This is a genomic window from Chryseobacterium paludis, from assembly GCF_025403485.1.
GTDB classification, from domain to species: domain Bacteria; phylum Bacteroidota; class Bacteroidia; order Flavobacteriales; family Weeksellaceae; genus Chryseobacterium; species Chryseobacterium paludis.
This window is the reverse complement of the sequence record NZ_CP099966.1, coordinates 3,209,877-3,230,798: the sequence shown is the minus strand read 5'-3', so window position 1 is coordinate 3,230,798 and position 20,922 is coordinate 3,209,877. Positions and strand designations below refer to the sequence as shown.

The 20,922-nt window shown below is 34.0% G+C and carries 17 protein-coding genes; 6 read left to right on the top strand and 11 right to left on the bottom strand.

Translation table 11 applies throughout. From position 1 onward, the window contains the following. Positions 1–31: 31 nt before the first annotated feature. The 7 genes from NG806_RS14570 to pgi are packed head-to-tail and all read right to left on the bottom strand — an operon-like array spanning position 32 to position 6,831. A complete protein-coding gene (locus NG806_RS14570) occupies positions 32–649 on the bottom strand; it encodes a PorT family protein (protein ID WP_261510312.1) in 618 nt (205 codons plus the stop codon). After that, a complete protein-coding gene (locus NG806_RS14565; protein WP_261510311.1) occupies positions 633–1,448 on the bottom strand; it encodes an ABC transporter ATP-binding protein in 816 nt (271 codons plus the stop codon). The genes NG806_RS14570 and NG806_RS14565 overlap by 17 nt, the downstream gene beginning before the upstream one ends. Then, entirely contained in the window at positions 1,448–2,200 is a 753-nt protein-coding gene (locus NG806_RS14560) for an MlaE family ABC transporter permease (RefSeq protein WP_261510310.1), read from the bottom strand. Before NG806_RS14560 ends, NG806_RS14565 begins: the two co-directional genes overlap by 1 nt. Positions 2,201–2,234: 34 nt before the next feature. After that, positions 2,235–3,605 (bottom strand): exopolysaccharide biosynthesis polyprenyl glycosylphosphotransferase, encoded by a 1,371-nt coding sequence (locus NG806_RS14555; RefSeq protein WP_261510308.1) that lies wholly within the window; start codon positions 3,603–3,605, stop codon positions 2,235–2,237. 37 nt (positions 3,606–3,642) lie between these two features. Then, positions 3,643–4,272: a 7-carboxy-7-deazaguanine synthase QueE gene (locus tag NG806_RS14550; RefSeq protein ID WP_261510306.1), complete on the bottom strand. Its 630-nt coding sequence runs from the start codon at positions 4,270–4,272 to the stop codon at positions 3,643–3,645. 6 nt (positions 4,273–4,278) lie between these two features. Beyond that, complete coding sequence (locus NG806_RS14545; protein WP_261510305.1) at positions 4,279–5,163, bottom strand: bifunctional 5,10-methylenetetrahydrofolate dehydrogenase/5,10-methenyltetrahydrofolate cyclohydrolase; 885 nt, start codon at positions 5,161–5,163, stop codon at positions 4,279–4,281. Between the two features lie 27 nt (positions 5,164–5,190). Further along, positions 5,191–6,831 carry a glucose-6-phosphate isomerase gene (pgi, locus tag NG806_RS14540; RefSeq protein ID WP_261510304.1) on the bottom strand — a complete coding sequence of 547 codons (1,641 nt, stop codon included), beginning with the start codon at positions 6,829–6,831 and terminating at the stop codon, positions 5,191–5,193. Positions 6,832–7,224: 393 nt separating this feature from the next. On the opposite strand from pgi, the gene NG806_RS14535 reads away from it, so the two are divergent. Then, positions 7,225–8,964 carry a T9SS type A sorting domain-containing protein gene (locus tag NG806_RS14535; protein WP_261510303.1) on the top strand — a complete coding sequence of 580 codons (1,740 nt, stop codon included), beginning with the start codon at positions 7,225–7,227 and terminating at the stop codon, positions 8,962–8,964. A 93-nt stretch (positions 8,965–9,057) separates the two neighbouring features. Here the strand turns inward: NG806_RS14535 and NG806_RS14530 are convergent, their stop codons facing one another. Beyond that, positions 9,058–9,969, bottom strand: coding sequence for a DUF4349 domain-containing protein (locus NG806_RS14530; protein WP_261510302.1), 912 nt, complete (start codon positions 9,967–9,969; stop codon positions 9,058–9,060). Positions 9,970–10,176: 207 nt separating this feature from the next. Here NG806_RS14530 and NG806_RS14525 point away from each other — a divergent pair, with 207 nt between their 5' ends. After that, complete coding sequence (locus NG806_RS14525; protein WP_261510301.1) at positions 10,177–11,535, top strand: acyl-CoA dehydrogenase family protein; 1,359 nt, start codon at positions 10,177–10,179, stop codon at positions 11,533–11,535. 32 nt (positions 11,536–11,567) lie between these two features. On the opposite strand, the gene NG806_RS14520 is transcribed toward NG806_RS14525, so the two are convergent. Then, positions 11,568–11,945 (bottom strand): MauE/DoxX family redox-associated membrane protein, encoded by a 378-nt coding sequence (locus NG806_RS14520; RefSeq protein ID WP_261510300.1) that lies wholly within the window; start codon positions 11,943–11,945, stop codon positions 11,568–11,570. Between the two features lie 152 nt (positions 11,946–12,097). On the opposite strand from NG806_RS14520, the gene NG806_RS14515 reads away from it, so the two are divergent. Next, the gene (locus NG806_RS14515; protein ID WP_261510298.1) at positions 12,098–12,352 is read left to right on the top strand and encodes a hypothetical protein; all 255 of its coding nucleotides are present in this window, start codon (positions 12,098–12,100) and stop codon (positions 12,350–12,352) included. A 44-nt stretch (positions 12,353–12,396) separates the two neighbouring features. Here the strand turns inward: NG806_RS14515 and NG806_RS14510 are convergent, their stop codons facing one another. Both NG806_RS14510 and lon read right to left on the bottom strand, forming a co-directional pair. Continuing rightward, positions 12,397–13,509: an AI-2E family transporter gene (locus NG806_RS14510; protein WP_261510297.1), complete on the bottom strand. Its 1,113-nt coding sequence runs from the start codon at positions 13,507–13,509 to the stop codon at positions 12,397–12,399. 167 nt (positions 13,510–13,676) lie between these two features. After that, the gene (lon, locus tag NG806_RS14505; RefSeq protein ID WP_261510295.1) at positions 13,677–16,082 is read right to left on the bottom strand and encodes an endopeptidase La; all 2,406 of its coding nucleotides are present in this window, start codon (positions 16,080–16,082) and stop codon (positions 13,677–13,679) included. 258 nt (positions 16,083–16,340) lie between these two features. Here lon and NG806_RS14500 point away from each other — a divergent pair, with 258 nt between their 5' ends. From NG806_RS14500 to NG806_RS14490, 3 genes are all read left to right on the top strand, one after another. After that, complete coding sequence (locus tag NG806_RS14500; protein ID WP_261510293.1) at positions 16,341–18,494, top strand: peptidylprolyl isomerase; 2,154 nt, start codon at positions 16,341–16,343, stop codon at positions 18,492–18,494. Positions 18,495–18,621: 127 nt separating this feature from the next. Continuing rightward, on the top strand, positions 18,622–19,572 hold the full coding sequence (locus tag NG806_RS14495; protein WP_261510291.1) for an MlaD family protein: 951 nt from the start codon (positions 18,622–18,624) through the stop codon (positions 19,570–19,572). 11 nt (positions 19,573–19,583) lie between these two features. Further along, entirely contained in the window at positions 19,584–20,912 is a 1,329-nt protein-coding gene (locus NG806_RS14490; protein ID WP_261510290.1) for a (Fe-S)-binding protein, read from the top strand. Positions 20,913–20,922 lie beyond the last annotated feature (10 nt).

Here is a 20,922-nt window from a genome sequence, read left to right as displayed (position 1 = left end):
GGATTTTTTAATGGTTGTTATTTTCGTTCGATTAAAATTTATATCCTAAACCTACCATAAATAAATTTGGGCGGTTATCATATCTGATCTCTTCACCAGATACTCTGTTTACGAAATTTCTTTGATCCTTACTAAATGCACCTTCATATCTTGCATTGATAAGTAGCTTTTTAATTTCAACCTGTGCGCCGAACTGATACCCAACAGTAAAATTGTCTCTTGCATTTTCTTTGAAATCATTAAAGGTATCTTCTTTGCTTAAGTTGTAACTTGCAACAGGTCCAATAAATACACCAAGCATATCTCCTAATACCTTATGCCCTACAAGAACTGGTAAGTCAATACGGTTGTTTTTAATATTGAAAGTCGTATTAGAAACAGGATCTGTAAATTCATTCTTAAATGTTGTGTAATACAATTCTGGCATTAGGAAAAAGGCCATAGGAAGATTGGCTTTTAAGGAAAGCCCAACATTAAATCCTACATTGTTTTTACCTGTGTTGTCTATTGCTGCACTAGCTGTATTAGTGATGTTTTTCCAAGAAGGTGATCCTGTTGGAAAAATTAAGTTTGCCTTAGCAGCAAGTGAAAGCTGTGCAGAAGCAAAAACTGATAAGCCTAATAGTGCGATACTAAATATTTGTTTCATTTTCGTCTAGTTTTGTGATCGTATTTTCAATAGTTTTATTATTCTCGAGTAAATACACTCTCAATTCTTTAAATAGCTCTGAGGAATAAACGAAATCAATAAGATTTTTATTGCCTGCAGTAATCAGGATATCTTTATTTCCCTCCCATTCTTTGATTCCTAACCTTAGATAAACAATCTTTTCACCTATTGTCATTACGGAGTTCATATCATGGGTATTAATGATCGTTGTTGTGTTGTATTCTTTAGTGATTTCAAGCAATAGATCATCAATTACATTCGATGTATATGGATCTAATCCTGAATTAGGCTCATCACAGAATAAATATTTTGGATAGTTCACGATGGCTCTTGCAATAGCCACACGCTTCTGCATACCACCAGAGATCTCGGATGGAAACTTTCTGTTTGCTTTGTCTAAATGTACACGGCCAATAACCTCAAAAACTCTTTTTTTCTTTTCCCTGAAGGTTAAATTCGTAAACATATCCAACGGAAACATGATATTTTCCTCTACCGTTAGTGAGTCAAACAATGCACTCCCCTGAAATAGTGTTCCAATTTCTGATCGTAAATGTTGTTTTTCATCCCTCGACATCGTATTGATGTCCTTACCATCAAAAAGAATTTCTCCCGAAGTCGGCAGATAAACATTTAATAGGCTTTTAAGAAAAACTGTTTTTCCAGATCCACTCTGGCCGATAATTAGATTTACTTTTCCTTTATCAAAAGAAGTTGAAATTCCTTTTAGTACTTCAACATCATCAAAACTTTTTTTAAGATTCTTTACCTCAATCATTAGCTTAATATCAATTGTGTTAATATTAATTCGGAAATAATGATAAATACCATAGTCCAAACCACTGCTTGTGTACTTGCTCTACCTACTTCTAATGAACCTCCCTTTACAAAATAACCGAAATATGAAGGAACTGTTGCAATCACAAAAGCAAAAACAGTTGTTTTTATAAATGCATAGTAAACAAATAAATTCGGCATATACATTTGTATCCCTGTTATATAGTCAGATTCAGTCCAGTTTCCAGTTAACATTCCTGCAATATAACCACCACCAATACCAAATACAATACTAATGGCAATAAGTAGAGGATTGAAAATAACGCAAGCGATTATTTTGGGTAGTATCAGAAAATTAGGAGAATTAACTCCCATAATGTCCAAAGCATCAATTTGCTCTGATACCCTCATTGTTCCAATACTGGAAGCAATATATGAGCCAACTTTACCTGCCAGAATAAGACTGATAATAGTAGGTGAAAACTCTAATACCAATACTGCTTTTGTTGCATATCCCACAAAAGAAGTGGGAATGGGAAAAGAAGAAGCATCAAAATTATTAAACATTTGGATGGCAACTACAGCTCCAACAAATATAGATGTGAATATAACCAACCCGAATGAGTTGACCCCTAAATCATTTATTTCTCTCATGAACAGCTTCCAAAAAACCCTCATTTTCTGAGGTTTTTGCATGGATTTACCAAGAAGGATCATATATTCTCCTACTGCTGTAAAAAACTTTTTTAACATTCTGCTAAATTAGACTTTTTTTATTAAGGATTCTTTATTTTGCGTTTTTATCTCCCCCTAAAACCAACAAAATGGTTTTCAAAATAATGATCAGATCCAATGCAAAGCTCCAGTTTCTAACATAGAAGGCATCAGCAAGAACCCGTTTCTTCATTTCAACCTTTACGTCTCCCGAATCTCCTCTTAATCCATTTACTTGTGCCAGGCCAGTAATCCCTGGATTGACCATGCTTCTAAGACTATACCTTCCAATTTTTGGTTTATAATAATTATCTACTGCAAGCATATGTGGACGTGGACCAACAACAGACATTTCTCCTCTCAATACATTAATGAACTGTGGCATCTCATCCAGACTGGTCTTCCTAAGGAATTTTCCGATTTTTGTAATTCTTGAATCATTCTTTGATGTGGTTTTCGTTGTTGATTCATCATTCACTAACATTGTTCGGAACTTTAGACAACTAAATACCTCCTCATGAAATCCATATCTTTTCTGTATGAAAAAAACAGGCCCTTTTGATGATAATTTGATGAAAATTGCAATTATTGGAAATAACCATGAACAGATGCATACAATTATCAGAAGAGAGAAGATAATATCAAATAGTCTTTTTACAAGATAATTTGAGTAATAATCTAAAGGGTATTTTATTTGATTTAAAACAGGTTGTGTCTCAATATATGCCAAATCATAAGAGAATAGATCAGTTTGCGATATATTTGGGATCAGTGAAATGTGTACTTTGTTTGCTTCTGCTAATCTAAAAATCTCATCTTCTGTTTTAAGATCAAATGAATTCTCCAGAGGTAAAAATAATGTATGAATACCATTGTCTTTCCAGAAAAACTGAAGTTCATTTTGTTGAATTTTTTCAGTATGATAATCAAAAATTTTGTATCCGTAATCTTTCCTTTCCTTTAAGATATTTTTGAGTATTTTAGTGGAGCTATTTTCACTGAGAAACATCACATTTCTGTTGTTGATACCTAAGGATCTAAGATATTTTATTGCAAAATAAATAAAAGATTTTGTAATAAATATAAAAGAAAACAGATACAGCGAAAGCCATGACAATTCTGAACTGAAAAATTTATTGTTGCTCACCTTTCTTATTAATAACAAACCAATCACAAATAAAAGGAAATGGGTAACAATACGTTCTACAAAAATAATGTAGGTGAGATTCCTTCGGATATTATAAATTTTAGTCCTACCACTCAATAAGATCCAAAAAGATATAAGTAAAAGCAAAGGAAAAGAATTCTCATACCAAATTTCCCTATCATGTATCAGATCCAGATTTCTGCTCAGAAAAAAGAATATAAAGACAAATGCAATAACCAGAAGGTCAAGCAAAAGGATAATCGATTTTAAATACCTAGAGTATCGAATTCTCTGCATCTATCACAGTATAAGGGAAATGCTAAAATACATAATTTTATGGGATATTAAGATATTTATGGGTCTGAACTGACGCCTGCCACTCAGGATGTGCCAAAATAAAATCCGTAATTTTAGGATACATTTCGTCACGTTTACTCCACTCACTCTGAAGATAAAGCCTGCAGTCTTTTGAAACTTTTGCAGCTTGTTCTTCCGCAAATGCAAAATCGTGATTATTGAAAATAATTACTTTCAGTTCGTTGGCTTTTTCATAAACATCTTCTTTTGGAAGCCCTGTTTTTTTAGGAGAAAGTGTGATCCAATCCAATTGACCGCTTGTTGGGTATGCACCTGAAGTTTCAATGTGAATAGTACATCCTAATTCTTTTAACCTAGAGGTTAAAATATCTAAATTCCACATCAGAGGTTCCCCACCTGTTAATACAATAGTTTTACAATGTTTTGCTGCAGTTTCTGCTATTTCTTCTGCATTCATTAATGGATGAAGATCTGGATTCCAGCTTTCTTTTACGTCGCACCAATGACATCCAACATCACAACCTCCTAATCTTATAAAATAGGCTGCTTTCCCTGTGTGTGCTCCTTCTCCCTGTAAAGTGTAAAAATGCTCCATCACAGGGAGCATTTTACCTTCATTTAATAAAATATCTTCTTCTTTGTTCATTTTAAATTAGTCATTATAGACCGAAGTTTTATAAGCTATGATGGTATTTTTCATCAACATAGCTCTGGTCATTGGCCCAACTCCCCCAGGTACAGGTGTAATCCAGCTTGCTTTTGCAGCACAACTGTCAAAATCTACATCACCTGCAAGGTAATATCCCTTTGGAGAGTCGTCATCTACTCTTGTAATTCCTACATCTACGATTACTGCTCCATCTTTAATCATGTCTCCTTTTAAAAAATGAGGATCTCCTAAAGCTGTAATTACGATATCTGCACTTTTAGTATATTCTTCAATATCTTTTGTGTAAGAGTGTGTAAGCGTAACAGTAGAATTTCCAGGGAAATCTTTTCTTCCCATTAAGATACTCATAGGTCTTCCTACGATTTTACTTCTTCCGATGATTACACAGTCTTTTCCTTTTGTTTCGATATTATACCTCTCTAATAATGTTAAAATTCCAAAAGGAGTTGCTGGAAGGAATGTATCCATTTCCAAAGCCATTTTTCCAAAATTTTCAGGATGGAAACCATCAACATCTTTTCTTGGATCAATTGCCATAATGATTTTTTCCTGATCGATCTGGTCTGGCAAAGGCAATTGTACGATAAACCCATCAACAGCTTTAGATTTGTTTAATTCGTCGATTTTCTCCAATAATTCGGATTCTGAGACCGTACTCGGAAATTTTACAAGAGTAGAACGGAAACCCACTTCTTCACAATCCTTTACCTTACTATTTACGTATGCCTTACTAGCGCCATTATTTCCTACAAGAATAGCAACCAAATGTGGTGCTCTTTTCTTACTTTCAAGGATCTTTTCAACTTCAACCTTGATTTCAGCCTTTATTTCTTTGGATACTTTAAGTCCGTCAAGAATTTCTGCCATTTTACTTTTTTATTAGATATTTCAAATTTACTTATTACCCTTATAATAATTGATCAACCCATTGGTAGAACTATCATGAGAATGTATTTCTTCATTGTTTTCAAGCTCAGGTAAAATCTTATTAGCTAAGACTTTTCCTAACTCTACACCAAACTGGTCGAAGCTGAAAATATTCCATATTACTCCTTGTACAAATATTTTGTGCTCGTACATTGCAATTAGTTGGCCTAGTGAAAAAGGAGTTAATTCCTTGAATAGCATTGAGTTAGTTGGAGTATTTCCATGGAAGACCTTGAAGTTTAATAATCTATCAATTTCTTCTTCAGACTTTCCTGCGGTTTGTAATTCTTCTTCCACCTCTTCTTCATTTTTACCAAATGCCAATGCTTCTGTCTGTGCGAAAAAGTTAGCAAGCAGCTTGTCTTGATGATCAGAAACTTTATTACTGCTTTTTGCATAAGCAATAAAGTCAGCAGGAATTAATTCCGTACCCTGATGAATCAATTGATAGAAAGCATGCTGTCCATTTGTTCCGGGTTCACCCCAAATAATTGGGCCTGTTTCATATTCAACAAACTCTCCACTTCTGTCAACACATTTTCCGTTGCTTTCCATATCTCCCTGCTGTAGATAAGCTGCAAATCGGTCAAGATACTGAGAATAAGGCAATATGGCATAACTTGTTGCTGCATAAAAGTTACGGTACCAAATACCCAGTAACCCCATTAAAACAGGAACGTTTTCAGAAAAATCTGTATTTTGAAAATGTTGGTCAGTATCAAAGGCTCCTTTTAATAACTCTTCGAAATTTTCATAACCAACAGCCAGAACAATACTTAATCCAATAGCACTCCAAAGAGAATATCTTCCGCCTACCCAATCCCAGAATTCAAATATATTTTCTTCTGCAATCCCGAAGTCTTTAACAGCTTGAACATTAGTTGATAAAGCTACAAAATGCTTAGCTACATCTTCCTGTTTTCCTGCTTTTAAAAACCAATCCTTTGCAGAATTAGCATTCGTCATAGTTTCTTGAGTCGTGAAAGTTTTAGAAGCAATAATGAATAAAGTCGTTTCTGGATTTAAGTTTTTAACAACTTCTGCTATATGATTTCCATCCACATTAGATACAAAGTGAACATCTAATCTGGTTTTAAAATGCTTTAAAGCTGAAACAACCATCACTGGTCCCAAATCAGAACCTCCTATTCCGATATTTACTATATCTGTAATTTCTTTTCCACTAAAACCTTTATGTTCTCCTGAAATAATACTTTCAGAAAAAGATTTCATATGGTTAAGTACTCTTTTGATCTGAGGTTTTATATTCTCGCCATCAATTAAAATTTCACGGTCAGAAAAGTCCCTGAGAGCTGTATGGAGAACCGCTCTACCTTCTGTTTCATTGATTTTATCTCCAGAAAACATCTTGGAAATAGCATCTTTTAACTGACATTCTTCAGCTAAATTTAATAACAACTGCTTAGTCCTTGTATCAATAAGGTTTTTTGAATAATCAAAAAGAAAGTTTTCTCCTTTCAGAGAAAATTCATTAAAACGATTTTTATTGTACTGGAAAAGAGACCTTAAATCAAAGTCATTTCCTGCAAAGTGTTCGTCCAGTGCTTTCCAGCTGTTAGTTTGTATAGGATTTATTTTTGATAGCATATTTTAGAGTTTAAAGCTCAAGTTTAAAAAAAATAATTTTTAAGGAATCTTGAAATTAAAATGCAAATTTAAGGAAAAATAAAACCTCCGAGAAAAAATTGGATGCTGTAAAATTTAAAATTATGATGATAACGTAAATGTTAGGGTAGTTTAGACATTATTTTAATTTGATATGGATGAGATTATTAATGGAAATGAAATGCTGCTTAGGAAGGTAGCTAGTAAGTCCTATACTCATTTTGGATATTAATACCAATTGGTTTTTAGATAATTAAAAACTTTGTACATTTAGGTGATGTTAAGAAATTTGATAAATACTTTCTCCTGCATACATTAACAAACCGTTACAAGGTATACCATCACAAAATATACACCGATTAAATTGAATATATAATGAAAAAACTGATTCAAACCACATTGCTGTTGCTTGTATATAGTTTGGGCTTTTCTCAAACCAACTATTATGTCGATAAAGCTTCTGGAAACAATGCAAATAATGGAAGTATTACCGCACCCTGGAAAACAATACAAAAAGCAGCTAGTAGTGCCACCCCAAACAGTATTGTAAATATAAAAGCAGGCACCTATTTTGAGAATATTGTAATAAATGTAAGTGGAACAAGTGGAAATTATATCACTTTTAAAAACTATTTAAATGATAATGTTATCATTGATGGGACAGGAACAGCAGGGACTACTTTACTAACGATTACAAATAAAAATTATTTGAAATTTGAAAATTTAACAATTCAGAATAAGACAGTGAATGATGCGCAAGGTCTGCTTGTGCAAACGACAGGCACTAGCTCATCAACTGATCTGACTTTTAAAAATATCACTATTAAAAATATCAATTGGACCCCAATTAAGAGCACACCAGCTACTTCCAATGATAATGCTCAAGGTTTTATTGTCTATGGTAGAAATGGTGGAATTACTAACCTTACCATAGATGGGTGCAAAGTATTTGATAATATTTTGGGTTATAGTGAAGCATTAGCAGTAAATGGAAATGTAGATGGATTTACAGTAAAAAACTGTGTAGTACATGATAATACAAATATCGGGATTGATATATTAGGACATGAGGGGACGGCATCAAATGCATCTTTAGACGAAGCCAGAAATGGAGTGGTCGTTAATAATACATGTTATAATAATGTTTCGGAATATGCGACTTCAGCTGGAATCTATGTAGATGGCGCAAAGAATATCACAGTCGAGAAAAACAAAAGTTATCAAAATGGATGGGGTATTGAAGTAGGCGCAGAGCTTAATGGGATCGTTCAGCAAATTACCGTGAAAAATAATTTGATATACAAAAATAAACAGGCGGGTCTCTCTATTGGAGGGTATGATGTTGGAACTACTGGTCAGGTAATAAACTGTATTATCAGAAACAATACATTTTTACAAAATAATACTTTAAATGATGGAACGGGGGAGATTGCTATGACCAAGGCTTCAAATTGCATATTTGAAAACAACATCTTCTATACCAGTTCTGAAAATGTATTAATGAGTATTGATAACATTAATCCACAAACTAATAATACTTTTAATTATAATTGTTGGTATACTCCAAATAACAATCAAAATGATATAACAGTAAATTGGAGAAACTCAAATTATAGTTCATTCTCAGCATATAAAGCTGCAACCAACCAGGATGCAAATTCTATTTATGCCAATCCAAGTTTGATGTCCACCTCAAATGCAATACCGGATATCCATTTAAATTTAGGAAGTCCATGTATAAATAAAGGGAAACCAACCACCATAATTTCTTCCGGAGAATTGGATTTTTATGGATATAGTAGAATTTCGAATATGATCATTGATATAGGAGCAAGCGAATATGGATCTACATTAAATACAAAAGAAGTCAATAATTTGAATTTTGGGACTATTTCTCCTAATCCGTCAAATGGTATTTTTAATTTTGATTTAGATGCAGGTAAAAAATCACATCTCGTTATCATATATAATACAAATGGACAGGAATTAAAAAAATATAATTTTTTAACCAGTCGGTTTTCGATTGATCTATCAGAACTGACTGAAGGGACTTACCTGGTTAAGATAGATAGTGGAAATTTGAAAGTAGCTAAGAAAATTATCATTAAAAAATAAGGAAATTATAATAAAAATACAACCCCCTAAGAAAACAGGAGGTTGTAAAATCTAAAATTATGATGATAACCGAAAGGTTAGGATAGCGGTATGTTATTCAGAGATATGATGAGTAGGTTTGTGAAATGATTTTCGTCTTCTGATAAAATAAATAATCATTATTGCAATTAACAGAACCGGCCAGATCGTGATCAATCCCAGTATAATTTTTTGAATTAAATAAAACCCTTCTACAAAAGCATTTTTAGCATCATAGATAAAGTTGAACTTATACTTATTATCGATATTCTTAGTATTTGTAATTGCAATTTCAGCAATACGAGTCTTGGGTTCTTTAATGTAAATGTTAATTGTACTGTATTTCAGATTATCTGTGACATCTAAATTCGCAAGTTGCTGCAGGTTTTCTTCAGACATATTAGCATCACTCATATTCACTTTGTCTTTATTTGTTTTGAGTAGAGAAATGTTTTCTCCTGTTTTTTTAATTCTTTTTCCCTCAAGCTCTGCATATTTTATATTAGAGGTTACGTCTTCTGCATTAATAGATCTTGAATTTAGAAAAAGTTTTTTGTCATTGATTGAAGTTAAAAGTTCACCTAGTTTTATTGTAGGAACACGTACCTGCATGGTGTTTTCAGTTTGATATTTTTTGACAAGCATGGCATCTTCTCCGGATGTATTATAGGTGTTTTCTGAAACCACATTACTCTGTAAATTACTATGCGTAACAAATCCACCCAGATCCTGAACAGATTTTTCAATCGAAATTGTAGCCTCATAAACATCTTTCACCTCCATATTTACATCTGCCGTTTTTATGAATTGTTTATCTTCTACTTTCATAGTTGCAACAGAAGAAATACTATCTGAAGTCATAATGGCGGCGGAATCGGCAGCCGCTGAAGTTTCATATTCGGTTGCTGTTGCTTCCCCTTTTTTACAAGAATAAATTCCTAATAGAGTAAGGGCACAAAGTGATAATTTAATGTAAGTAGTTTTCATAAGATTGATTTTTAATGTTTTTGCTTACCTCAAAGTTCAGATGGAATCATTTGTAATGTTTGAAAATTGAAGGTAAAAATTTTGTAAACATAAAAATGAGTTTAACTATTTGTTAGTTAGTGTTTTGTAAAACATGTCTTAGGTGATGATGTAGATTTCGGAGTGATTTTTGTATGTCTTTTACAAATCAAAATCACAACTATAACTATGTCTAATACTTTTTCTAAAATCAGAAACGCGATAGAATTATTCAGATCAATAGACTTTGATCAATTAAGTGCAATATCTCAAAAGGTAGATCTTCCAAAGTTGATGCAGAATTTTTCAAAACTGGATGATAAACAAATGGGAGGGTTAATGAAAATGCTTGATCCAAATAAAAAGAAAAAAGAACTGCCGCCTATAGATGGAGACTTTTATGATATCTATCATACATTGACACCTGAACAGAGAGAAATTCAGCTGAAGGTAAGAGCTTTTATGGAAAAAGAAGTGAAACCTCTGGTAAATCATTATTGGCTAAGAGATGAATTTCCATTTGAATTAATCCCGAAGTTTCAAAAACTGGGTATTTGTGGAGTAACTTATGAAGGGTACGGATGTCCTGGAATGCCATTTTTAATGGAAGGCGTTATTGCAATGGAAATGGCAAGGATAGATGCTTCTATTGCTACATTTTTTGGGGTACAATCAGGACTGGCAATGGGCTCTATTTATATTTGCGGTTCCGAGGAGCAAAAGCAGAAATGGCTTCCACAAATGCAGAAATTTGAAAAAATTGGAGCATTCGGATTAACGGAACCTGAAGTTGGTTCAGGAGCGGCTGGCGGATTAACAGCCACTTGCAAAAAGACTCCCGAAGGCTGGATATTAAATGGTGAAAAAAAATGGATCGGAAATGCTACGTTCGCAGATCTTGTTATTATCTGGGCACGGGATGTAGATAGCGGTGAAGTAAAAGGATTCATTGTGGAAAAAGATAACCCCGGATTTTCAGTAGAGAAGATAAAAGGGAAAATGGCTTTAAGGATTGTACAGAATGGGTTGATAACTTTAAAAGACTGTTTAATAACAGAAGAGAATAGATTACAAAATGCCAATTCATTCAAAGATACCGGTAAAGTTTTAAGAATGACAAGAGCTGGTGTGGCTTGGATGGCAACAGGTTGTGCCAGAGGAGCTTATGAAAGTGCTTTAGATTACACGAGAAAAAGAGAACAGTTTGGAAAGCCTATAGCAGCATTTCAAATGATTCAGGGGCATTTGGTAGAAATGTTATCCAATCTTACCGCAATGCAGACATTGGTTTTTAGATTGTCTGAAATGCAGGATGAAGGAATTTTAAAAGATGAACATGCATCTTTGGCAAAAGTATTCTGTACAATGCGAACAAGAGATGTCGTATCCAGAGCACGAGAGGTTATGGGTGGGAACGGGATTTTACTTGAATATGATGTGGCGAGATTTGTAGCGGATGCTGAAGCGATCTACTCTTATGAAGGAACCAAGGAAATTAACTCGTTGATTGTCGGAAGGTCTATTACCGGCTTTAGTGCATTTGTATAAATAAAAAAGGACTACAATTTTGCAGTCCTTTTTTAGCTTACTAAAGCTTTGTATTTTTTACTATTATCCGCAATGATCCAGATATTAATTAGAAATAGAACAAGTGAGATGGCAATTCCTGTTGTGGAAGGGTCTCTGTATGCATTGTGCAGGACAATTCCTACCATTACCGGTAAGATAACAATGGCTCCAAGAGCTCGTGTTTTAGGGAAAATAAATAATAATCCGCCAACAATTTCCACAGTACCTACTAAAGGAAACAGCCAGCCAATTTCACCAAAAGCGGTGTATAATTTTATCTGTACTTCAGTAAGTTTTGGCATGGGCATGTAATGTAAGAACTTATCTAATCCTGCATTAAGAAACATAAGTCCAAAGAGTAAACAAATGATAAATTTTATTGCTTTCATAATTGAAGAATTTTTATCAAATTTAAAACAAAAATATAATTAATGAATATATTTCAATTAAAATGTAAGTATTCGATGTTTTTTTTGATAAATGATTTCATTCCTGTTATTTGAATTTATATATTTGTTAGGCAAATTAAATAAATAATATTATGTTAAAAAATCTTCAGAAACTAAATCGTAGTGATCTAAAAGAAATTATTGGTGGGGTGGGTATTGGTCCTTGTGACATAGGCCCTATCGGTTGTCCATGTAAAATTCCCCCTGGTGATCCATGTCTTGGAGGTGGTGGTCCTGGCGACCCGGGTCCTGGAACAGACATTGGATATTGTCCGGATAGCCATACTTACATCCCTTGTAACCAATCTTGCCCTAATGGAATGAGCCCACTTTGTGCAATAGGATAAAAATTAAAGCCCTCTGAATATAGAGGGCTTTTTTTTTAATAACCTTAATCCATTTCCTTTAAAGTTATATTCTTAGAAATCTTATAGCTCTTTTTCTTTTTGTGGGGTCGGTCTTCTTCGCCTAGTAGTTTGCCCCAAGGTTTCAGTCCATCTACTCTTTCAAAAATTATCTTAATAATTGCTATAGCGGGAATACAAAGGAACATTCCTGAAATTCCCCAAAGATGTTCTCCAACAATAATTCCTATAAAGGAAAATAATGCATTGATTTTAACTTTTGAACCCACCACAAAAGGAAGTATTATATTTCCATCTACTACATGTACAGCTATATAACCGATAATTACGTAAATACATGTGGAAGGAGTGGCGGTTGCAAAGGCAATAAAGCATGAGATCAAAAGAGAGATACATATTCCTAAATATGGAATAACATTCAGTAAGCCTGTTAAAACACCTAAAAGGATAGCATATTTTACGCCTAAGATAGTGAGAACGATTGAGGTAAGGCTGGAAACAATAATCACCTGAATGCAAAGGCCGATGATATATTTTTTTGTCATAAGACGAACTTCGGATACCACCTCCTGCACACTGGCTTTATGTTTTTCACTAAAAACATTTACAATAAAATTGTTTAAAATTCTTCTGTAGTTTAAAATAAAAATGAAAAACAGAATAAAGAATAACAAAAAGCCTAACCCTGTGGAAAATATTCCAAATGTAAATCCTAATATAACACCAGAAGATGAAAGGAGTTTATTTAAAGCCTGATCAATATAATCCAATTGCTCATGTATTTTAACATGAAATGTATGGGATACCCAGTTTTGGAGACCATTGAAAACAGTGTCGAACTGCATCCTCAAATGAGGAATATCTTTGCTGAAGCTTGATAATTGAGATCCAAAGAAAAATATTAGTCCAGCTAATATAACCAACATCGCCGTTACAGATATCATCGTAGAAACTGAACGTGGAAATCTTAATTTTTTTTCTAAAAAGTTAGAAAAAGGTAAAAATAACATGGCCATTAAAAAAGCCAGAAAAAAGGGAGCTAAAATACTTTGTCCTACCTCTAATAGATACCCGAGGCCTATGATAGACATGATAACAAGGGTAAGTTTTAAAAGAAAAGGAAGCTTAAAAAAATTCATAATTCAAAATCTGTAGTATAAAAATAATAAAACCCTTTCAATTGAAGGGCTTTTATTATTTAATTAACTTGAATTCTTTACATTTTTCATTTCATACACCAGATATAGCCTTTAATAAAAAACACGTCTCCACTTTGAAATGTATTTTTTACAGACTTTAGAAGTTGTTACTTTTCAATAGCGATCTCAACAACGTCTTCCATTCTGTTAACATAGTGGACATTCAGATCTTTTAGATAATCTTTCTTGATTTCTTCTACATCTTTTCTGTTGGCCTCACAAAGAATAACATCTTTAATTCCGGCTCTTGTTGCAGCAAGAAGTTTTTCTTTAATTCCGCCAACAGGAAGTACCTTTCCTCTTAGGGTAATTTCGCCTGTCATGGCTAAATGAGGTTTTACTTTCTTATTTTTAAATGAAGAAACCATAGATGTCAGCATAGCAATACCTGCAGACGGTCCATCCTTGGGTGTAGCACCTTCCGGAACGTGAACGTGAATGTTTTTCTTTTCGATATCTTCCTGATCAATTCCCAGCTCTTTATGTCTGGCTTTGATATATTCTAAAGCAATTGTTGCAGACTCTTTCATTACGGTTCCCAAGTTACCAGTCATCGTAAGAGTGCCTTTTCCATTACTTAGAATGCTTTCTATAAATAAAATATCTCCTCCTACGCTTGTCCACGCCAAACCTGTTACTACTCCCGGAACTCCTGTTATTTCAGATAGACTTTTAGGTCTTGGAACTCCAAGTATTTCATCTACCTTTTCAAGAGATATTTTAGAGTCGTATTCCTTAAGTAAGGCTGTTTGCAATGCCACCCATCTTGCAATAGATGCAATTCTTTTTTCTAATGTTCTAACTCCACTTTCTGAAGTATGAGCTTCAATAATATGTTTAAGCTCTGCATTCCCAAGTTTGAAAGATTTGGAATTCAATCCATTTTCTTCCTGCTGTTTTTTGATGAGGTGTCTTTTAGCGATCTCAGTTTTTTCTTCCATCGTATAACCAGCGATCTGGATGATCTCCATTCTGTCAAGAAGGGGAGTCTGTATAGTTGAAAGTGAATTCGCTGTGGCAATAAACATTACTTTAGACAAGTCATAGCCCATTTCCAAGAAATTGTCATAGAATGCTTTATTCTGTTCAGGGTCCAGGACTTCTAATAGTGCGGAACTTGGATCACCATGAATGCCTTGTCCCACCTTATCAATCTCATCAAGTACGATAACTGGATTCGATGTTCCGGATTTTTTGATAGATTGAAGGATTCTTCCGGCCATAGCTCCGATATACGTTTTTCTGTGACCACGGATCTCACTTTCATCATGAAGACCTCCTAATGATAATCTTACATATTTTCTTCCTAAAGCATCAGCAACAGATTTTCCTAAAGAAGTTTTACCAACTCCCGGAGGACCTACCAATAATAAAATTGGAGATTTCATATTATTTTTCAATTTCAAAACAGCCATGTGTTCCAAAATTCTTTTCTTGATATCTTCTAAACCAAAATGAGCTTTATCTAAAACTTTTTCTGCCTTTGCAATATCAAAAATGTCTTTTGTAAAGGTCTCCCAAGGTAAATCTGTGAAGAAATCAAGATAATTTCTCTGAACGTTATAATCTGGTGAGTTCGGGTTTTGTCTTTGTAGTCTGTTGATTTCTTTTAGGAAATGTTCTTCAACTTCATCGCTCCATTTTTTTGCTTTCGCTTTATTGATCAAATCTTCAACATCACTTTCAGATCCGCCACCCAACTCTTCCTGAATAGTTCTGATCTGTTGATTTAGAAAGTATTCCCTTTGCTGCTTGTCAAGATCTTTTGAGGTTTTCTGATGGATCTGATTTCTCAGTTCCAGCTTTCTATAATCCTCGTGCATCTTTTCATAGCAGCTGTTGGCTCTTTCCATAAGGCTCTTTTCCTCAAGCAGCTTTTGCTTTTCTACTGAAGGAAAATTAGCATTGGTGCAGATAAAATTTAATAAATCATCATTATTGTTGATGTTTTTTATTGCAAAATTAGCAGCATTAGGAATATTTGGATCTAGTTCAATGATCTTTAAAGCTAAATCTTTAATGTTATCTAATAAAGCATCATATTCGTCTTGCTTCTTTGCTTTCGTATCCTTTAATTTATTGATTTCAGCCTTAAAGTAAGGTTGCGTTTCAATAAATTTTTTAACTTTAAATCTGTGGAAACCTTTAGTAATAGCCGTAATATTTCCTTCAGGAAGTTTTATGACCTTGATAATCTTTGCTAAAGTTCCTGTGTGATATAAATCTTTTTCAGTGGGCTGCTCTAGTTCTGAATTTTTCTGGCTTACAATTCCGATAAAATCTCCGTTTTTCTGAGCTTCTTCGAGAAGTTGTATAGATGCCTTTCTTCCAGCCGTAATAGGAATTACAACGTTGGGAAACATAACCATGTTTCTTACAGGAAGAATAGGAAATATCTTTTGTTCGGAATTTTTATCAGTTTCCGAAAAGTCGGAAAGATTAATCTCTTCTGCAACAATATCAAATCCATCGCTAATCATTTCCTCCAAACTAATATCTTCAAATTCTGTCATAGTAAATCAAATGACAAATTGTCATTATCGTTTTAAATCGTTAAAGTGATTATGCACAATATGCTTAGAAAACACTTAGAATATTATGTGAATGTAAAATGCACAATACCTATGCCATTTGTTTTTCATTAAAAAATATGGTCAAAATTTCCTTTTTTGCAAAATTTAAATTTTAAAAATTAAAAAAAGGGCTGGGATTTCTGTAATTTCTTAAAAATGTGTATTTTCGCAACCTGATAAAAAACTATAATTTATAAAATGGCAATTTTAGGACAGATTAGGAATAGACCTTGGCTTTTGATGGGAGTAATTGCACTGGCGCTTTTAGCGTTTTTAGTAAATCCTGATAGCATTGATAAGGTTTTTGGAAAAAATCCTGATGTTTTAGGAAAAGTAAATGGTGAAAAAATTACCCGCGAAGAGTTTAACGATCAACTTTTCGTGCTACAACAACAAGCAGACCAACAAGGTCAACCAAAAAATGGTCTTGAAGAACAGGCTTGGCAGTTGTTGGTGCAATCAAAGCTTATCAAGCAGCAGTTTGATAAAATGGGTTTTGAAATGACAGACGATTATTTCTGGAATCAGATCCAGTATGATCAAATGTTTGCTCAAAACAAACAATTCTTTGATGAAAAAGGTAATTTTAAAACTCAGGAGCTAAAAAAACAAATCGAAGAGTTAAAAACTTCTAGTGCGGAAGGTTACAACCAATGGTTGAAAACCAGAAAATCTGTTGAGTATAGAATTATGGCAAGACAGGTTTTTGCTAATATTTCGACAGGGATCACTACAGGTAAGAAAGAAGCTGAAGAGTTGATGAGACAGAGAGATCAGATGGCTGATATTGATTTTGTGAAAGTAGACTATACTTCATATCTTCAAAAAAATAATATCAAAGTTAAAACTGAAGATTTAGCTAACTATATTAAGCAGCACCCAGTGATGTTTAAGGCTGAACCAAGCAGAAATATTGGTGTTGTTTTCTTTCCTTCTAAACCAAGTGCAGCTGATGACGCAGCTGCTCAAAAAGAGATTACAAAAATATTCTCAGGAGGTACAGATGCTAGTGGTGGAAAAGAAAACTTCCAAAATACGACTAACGACTCTATGTTTGTAATGGCAAACTCTGATATGCCTTTCAATAATCAGTATTTGAAACCAAATCAATTGCCACAAACACTTCAGTCGCAAATTGCTACTGCAGCAGTTGGACAGACTTTTGGACCATATAAAGAACAGAACTTCTATGTTGTTTCTAAACTTTTGGGTAAAAAGACTTCAGATTCTACATTATCGAGACATATACTTATTGCATTCAAAGGAAGTCCTGCGGGAGAAGGTGTTACAAGATCTAAAGAAGATGCTAAGAAGTTAGCAGACTCTGTTGGAGCCGTTGTAAAAGCAAATCCTGCTAAATTTACAGAATTCCTTAAGCTTTCTAACGATCCTAGTTCAGCTGCTCAAGGTGGTAGCTTAGGATGGACTACTCCGGAAACTCCTTTTGTTCCTGAATTCTTAACATATTTGGCGAATAACCCTAAAGGAGCTACAGGTGTTGTAGAAACTCAGTTTGGATATCATATTATCAATATTGAAGATAAAAAGCCGGGAGCATTAGGATACAAGGTAGCTAATGTTGTTAAAGCAATTAAGCCTTCAGATGCTACAGAAGCAGATGTTGATAAAAAAGCTAGAAGATTCATTCAGCAGGTTCAAGGGAAGTCATTTAATGATTTTGTTAATATTGCTAAAAAAGGAAACTATCAGTTCTCAAACCCTAAATCGGCAAAAAGATTTGATGGTCAATTACAGGGATTAGGAACAGAGAAAGATGGTGAGATCCTTGCTTGGGCTTTTGATAAGAAAAGAACTAAAGGAGATACAGAATTCTTTACAGTAGATGGGACAGGGGATAAAATCGTTGTATACCTGAATGGTAAACAAGAAAAAGGCCTGGCTGATCCTGAATCTGTAAGAGATCAAATCGAGGTTGTCGTTAAAAATAAATTAGCAGCAAAACAAATTGCTGATAAAATTACAGCGGCTAAAGCTTCTAATTTAGATCAGATCGCTAAATTATTTGCAACTACAAAACAATCAGCTCAGGTGAACTTATTAAATCCATCAGTAGCTGGATCAATGGAGCCTAAAGTGGCAGGTGCTGCTTTTGGTGTTGATAAATCTAAACTTTCTAAGCCTGTTGAAGGTGGAACTGGTGTTTATGTTTTAATTAAAAAGAGTGAAACAGTAAATAAGCAGCCAGGTGATCTAAAACAGTTTACAGAGTCAGTTTCTCAGAGAAGTGCTGGAATGTTTGGTCAGGCTTGGTTAAAGAGCTTGCAGGATAATGCAGAGATCGATGATTATAGAATTGAGATCTGGAATAAACTGGGAAATCAGCAACAATAAAAAAATAATCTTATAGATACTAAAAGCGGCATAGAATATGCCGCTTTTTTTGTATTTAACGCAGAGCAATAAACAGGAACATTAATTTAAAATGTGCTATATTTGCTCATTAGAAAAAATTTAGCAAGTGAAGTTCAGTAAAGAATTAAAAGCTGGTGTAATTGCACTTTTAGCTATTGTAGGCTTTGTGTTATTATTTCAATTTATGAAAGGCAGAAGTCTTTTTACTACCGATAATATATTTTACGCAAAATATGATAACGTTGAAGGATTATCTCAATCTTCACCGGTTTCCATCAATGGTTTGAAAGTAGGGCAGGTTGATAAAATCATCCCTCAGACAAATAAAGAAGGCAAGATCAATTTTGTGGTGAAAATTACAGTTGATAACAAATTTGAGTTTTCAAAGAATTCCACCTTGGAAATTTTTGAACCGGGATTGATGTCTGGCAAGGAAATGAGGGTAAACCTTATGTATGGTGGAGCAACTGCAAAAGACGGCGATACATTACAGGGAGGGTTCAAATTGGGAACATTGGGAAGTCTGTCTTCTCAGGTAGGCCCCGTTAAAGATCAATTGCAATCTGTTCTTCATCGTGTTGATTCTCTAATGGCTAATGCAAATCTAATTGTTGATGGGCAGAATAGAGCTGAAATTAAAGCTTTACTTTCTAACCTTAACAAAACAGTTGGAGCATTGCAAACAACGGCCGGAAGTGTAAACAACTTAGTTGGGCACAATGACCCTAAGCTTCAAAAAGTATTGGATGATGCCAGTTTAACTATGCAAAGTGGAAAAGTTACCTTAGATAAATACGGAAACTTAGCAGAAAGTATTGATACTAAAAAGCTAAATTCTACCATTGCTAATTTAGATGCAACAGTGGGTAAGCTGAATCAGGTTATTGGAGGTATAGATAATGGACAGGGTAGTTTAGGTAAACTGATGAAAGATGAGCAGCTGTATAATAATTTGAATTCTGCATCTACCAATCTTAATTCATTAATTGAAGACATGAAAGCTAATCCTAAGAGATATATCAACTTCTCTGTTTTCGGAAAGAACAATAAAGACTAATAGTACACCTTATGCAGTATATCGATAATGTTATTTTTCTGATCTTATTAGTTGCTGGGTTTGGGTTGTTTGCTAAAAGCCTGTTGAAAATTTACAGAAATATTCAATTGGGTAAGGAAATCAATCGAAGTGATAAAAAGTCAGAACGTTGGGAGACCATGGCACGTGTTGCAATGGGACAAAGTAAAATGGTAAAACGTCCTGTAGCGGGAATTCTACACCTTTTTGTTTATGTAGGTTTTATTATTATTAATATAGAACTTATTGAGATCATTGTTGATGGTATATTCGGTACACACCGATTCCTGTCCTCGATCTTCGGACACGCTTTTTATAGTTTTTTCACAGCAACATTGGAAGTTTTAGCCTTACTGGTAATCATTGGGGTTGTTGTTTTCTTTATCCGTAGAAATTTTTATGGAGTTAAGAGATTAACAATGAAAGAACTCTTTGGCTGGCCAAAACATGATGCTAACTGGATTCTTATCATTGAATTTGCTTTAATGATAGCTTTTCTTAAGATGAACACAGCAGATTGGGCTCTACAACAAAGAGGATTGCTTCCTGAACATGGAAGTTTTCCAATCAGCTCAACACTTCTAGGTCCGATATTCAGCAACTTCAGTGATGGTTTCTTATTCTTTACAGAAAAAGCTGCATGGTGGTTTCACTTTGTAGGTATTTTATTCTTTATGAATTACCTTTATTATTCGAAGCATTTGCATATCATTTTAGCATTTCCAAGTACTTGGTTTGCGAACTTGGACAAAAAAGGTAAATTCAATAATTTAGAATCTGTTACCAAAGAGATAAAACTAATGATGGATCCTAATGCCGATCCATATGCTGCACCTGCAGAAGGAGCAGAGTCTGATGTACCTTCTAAATTTGGTGCCGAAGATATTTTTGATTTAAATCAGGTTCAGTTACTTAATGCCTATTCATGTACAGAATGTGGTAGATGTACCTCGGTATGCCCTGCAAATATTACTGGTAAGAAACTTTCTCCAAGATTAATCCTTATGAAAACCAGAGATCGTCTGGAAGAAGTAGGAAAGAATATTGATAAAAACGGGAAATTCGTAGATGATGGCAAAAAGCTGTTGAATGATTATATAACAAAAGAAGAACTTTGGGCGTGTACTACTTGTAATGCTTGTACTGAAGCTTGTCCTATATTGTTAGATCCTCTTTCTATTATTTTTGAAATGAGAAGATTCCTGGTGATGGAACAGTCTGCTGCACCACAGGAATTAAATTTAATGATGACGAATGTAGAAAACAATGCTGCCCCTTGGCAGTATAACCAGGCAGATCGTTTAAACTGGGCAAACGATTAATATCTATAGT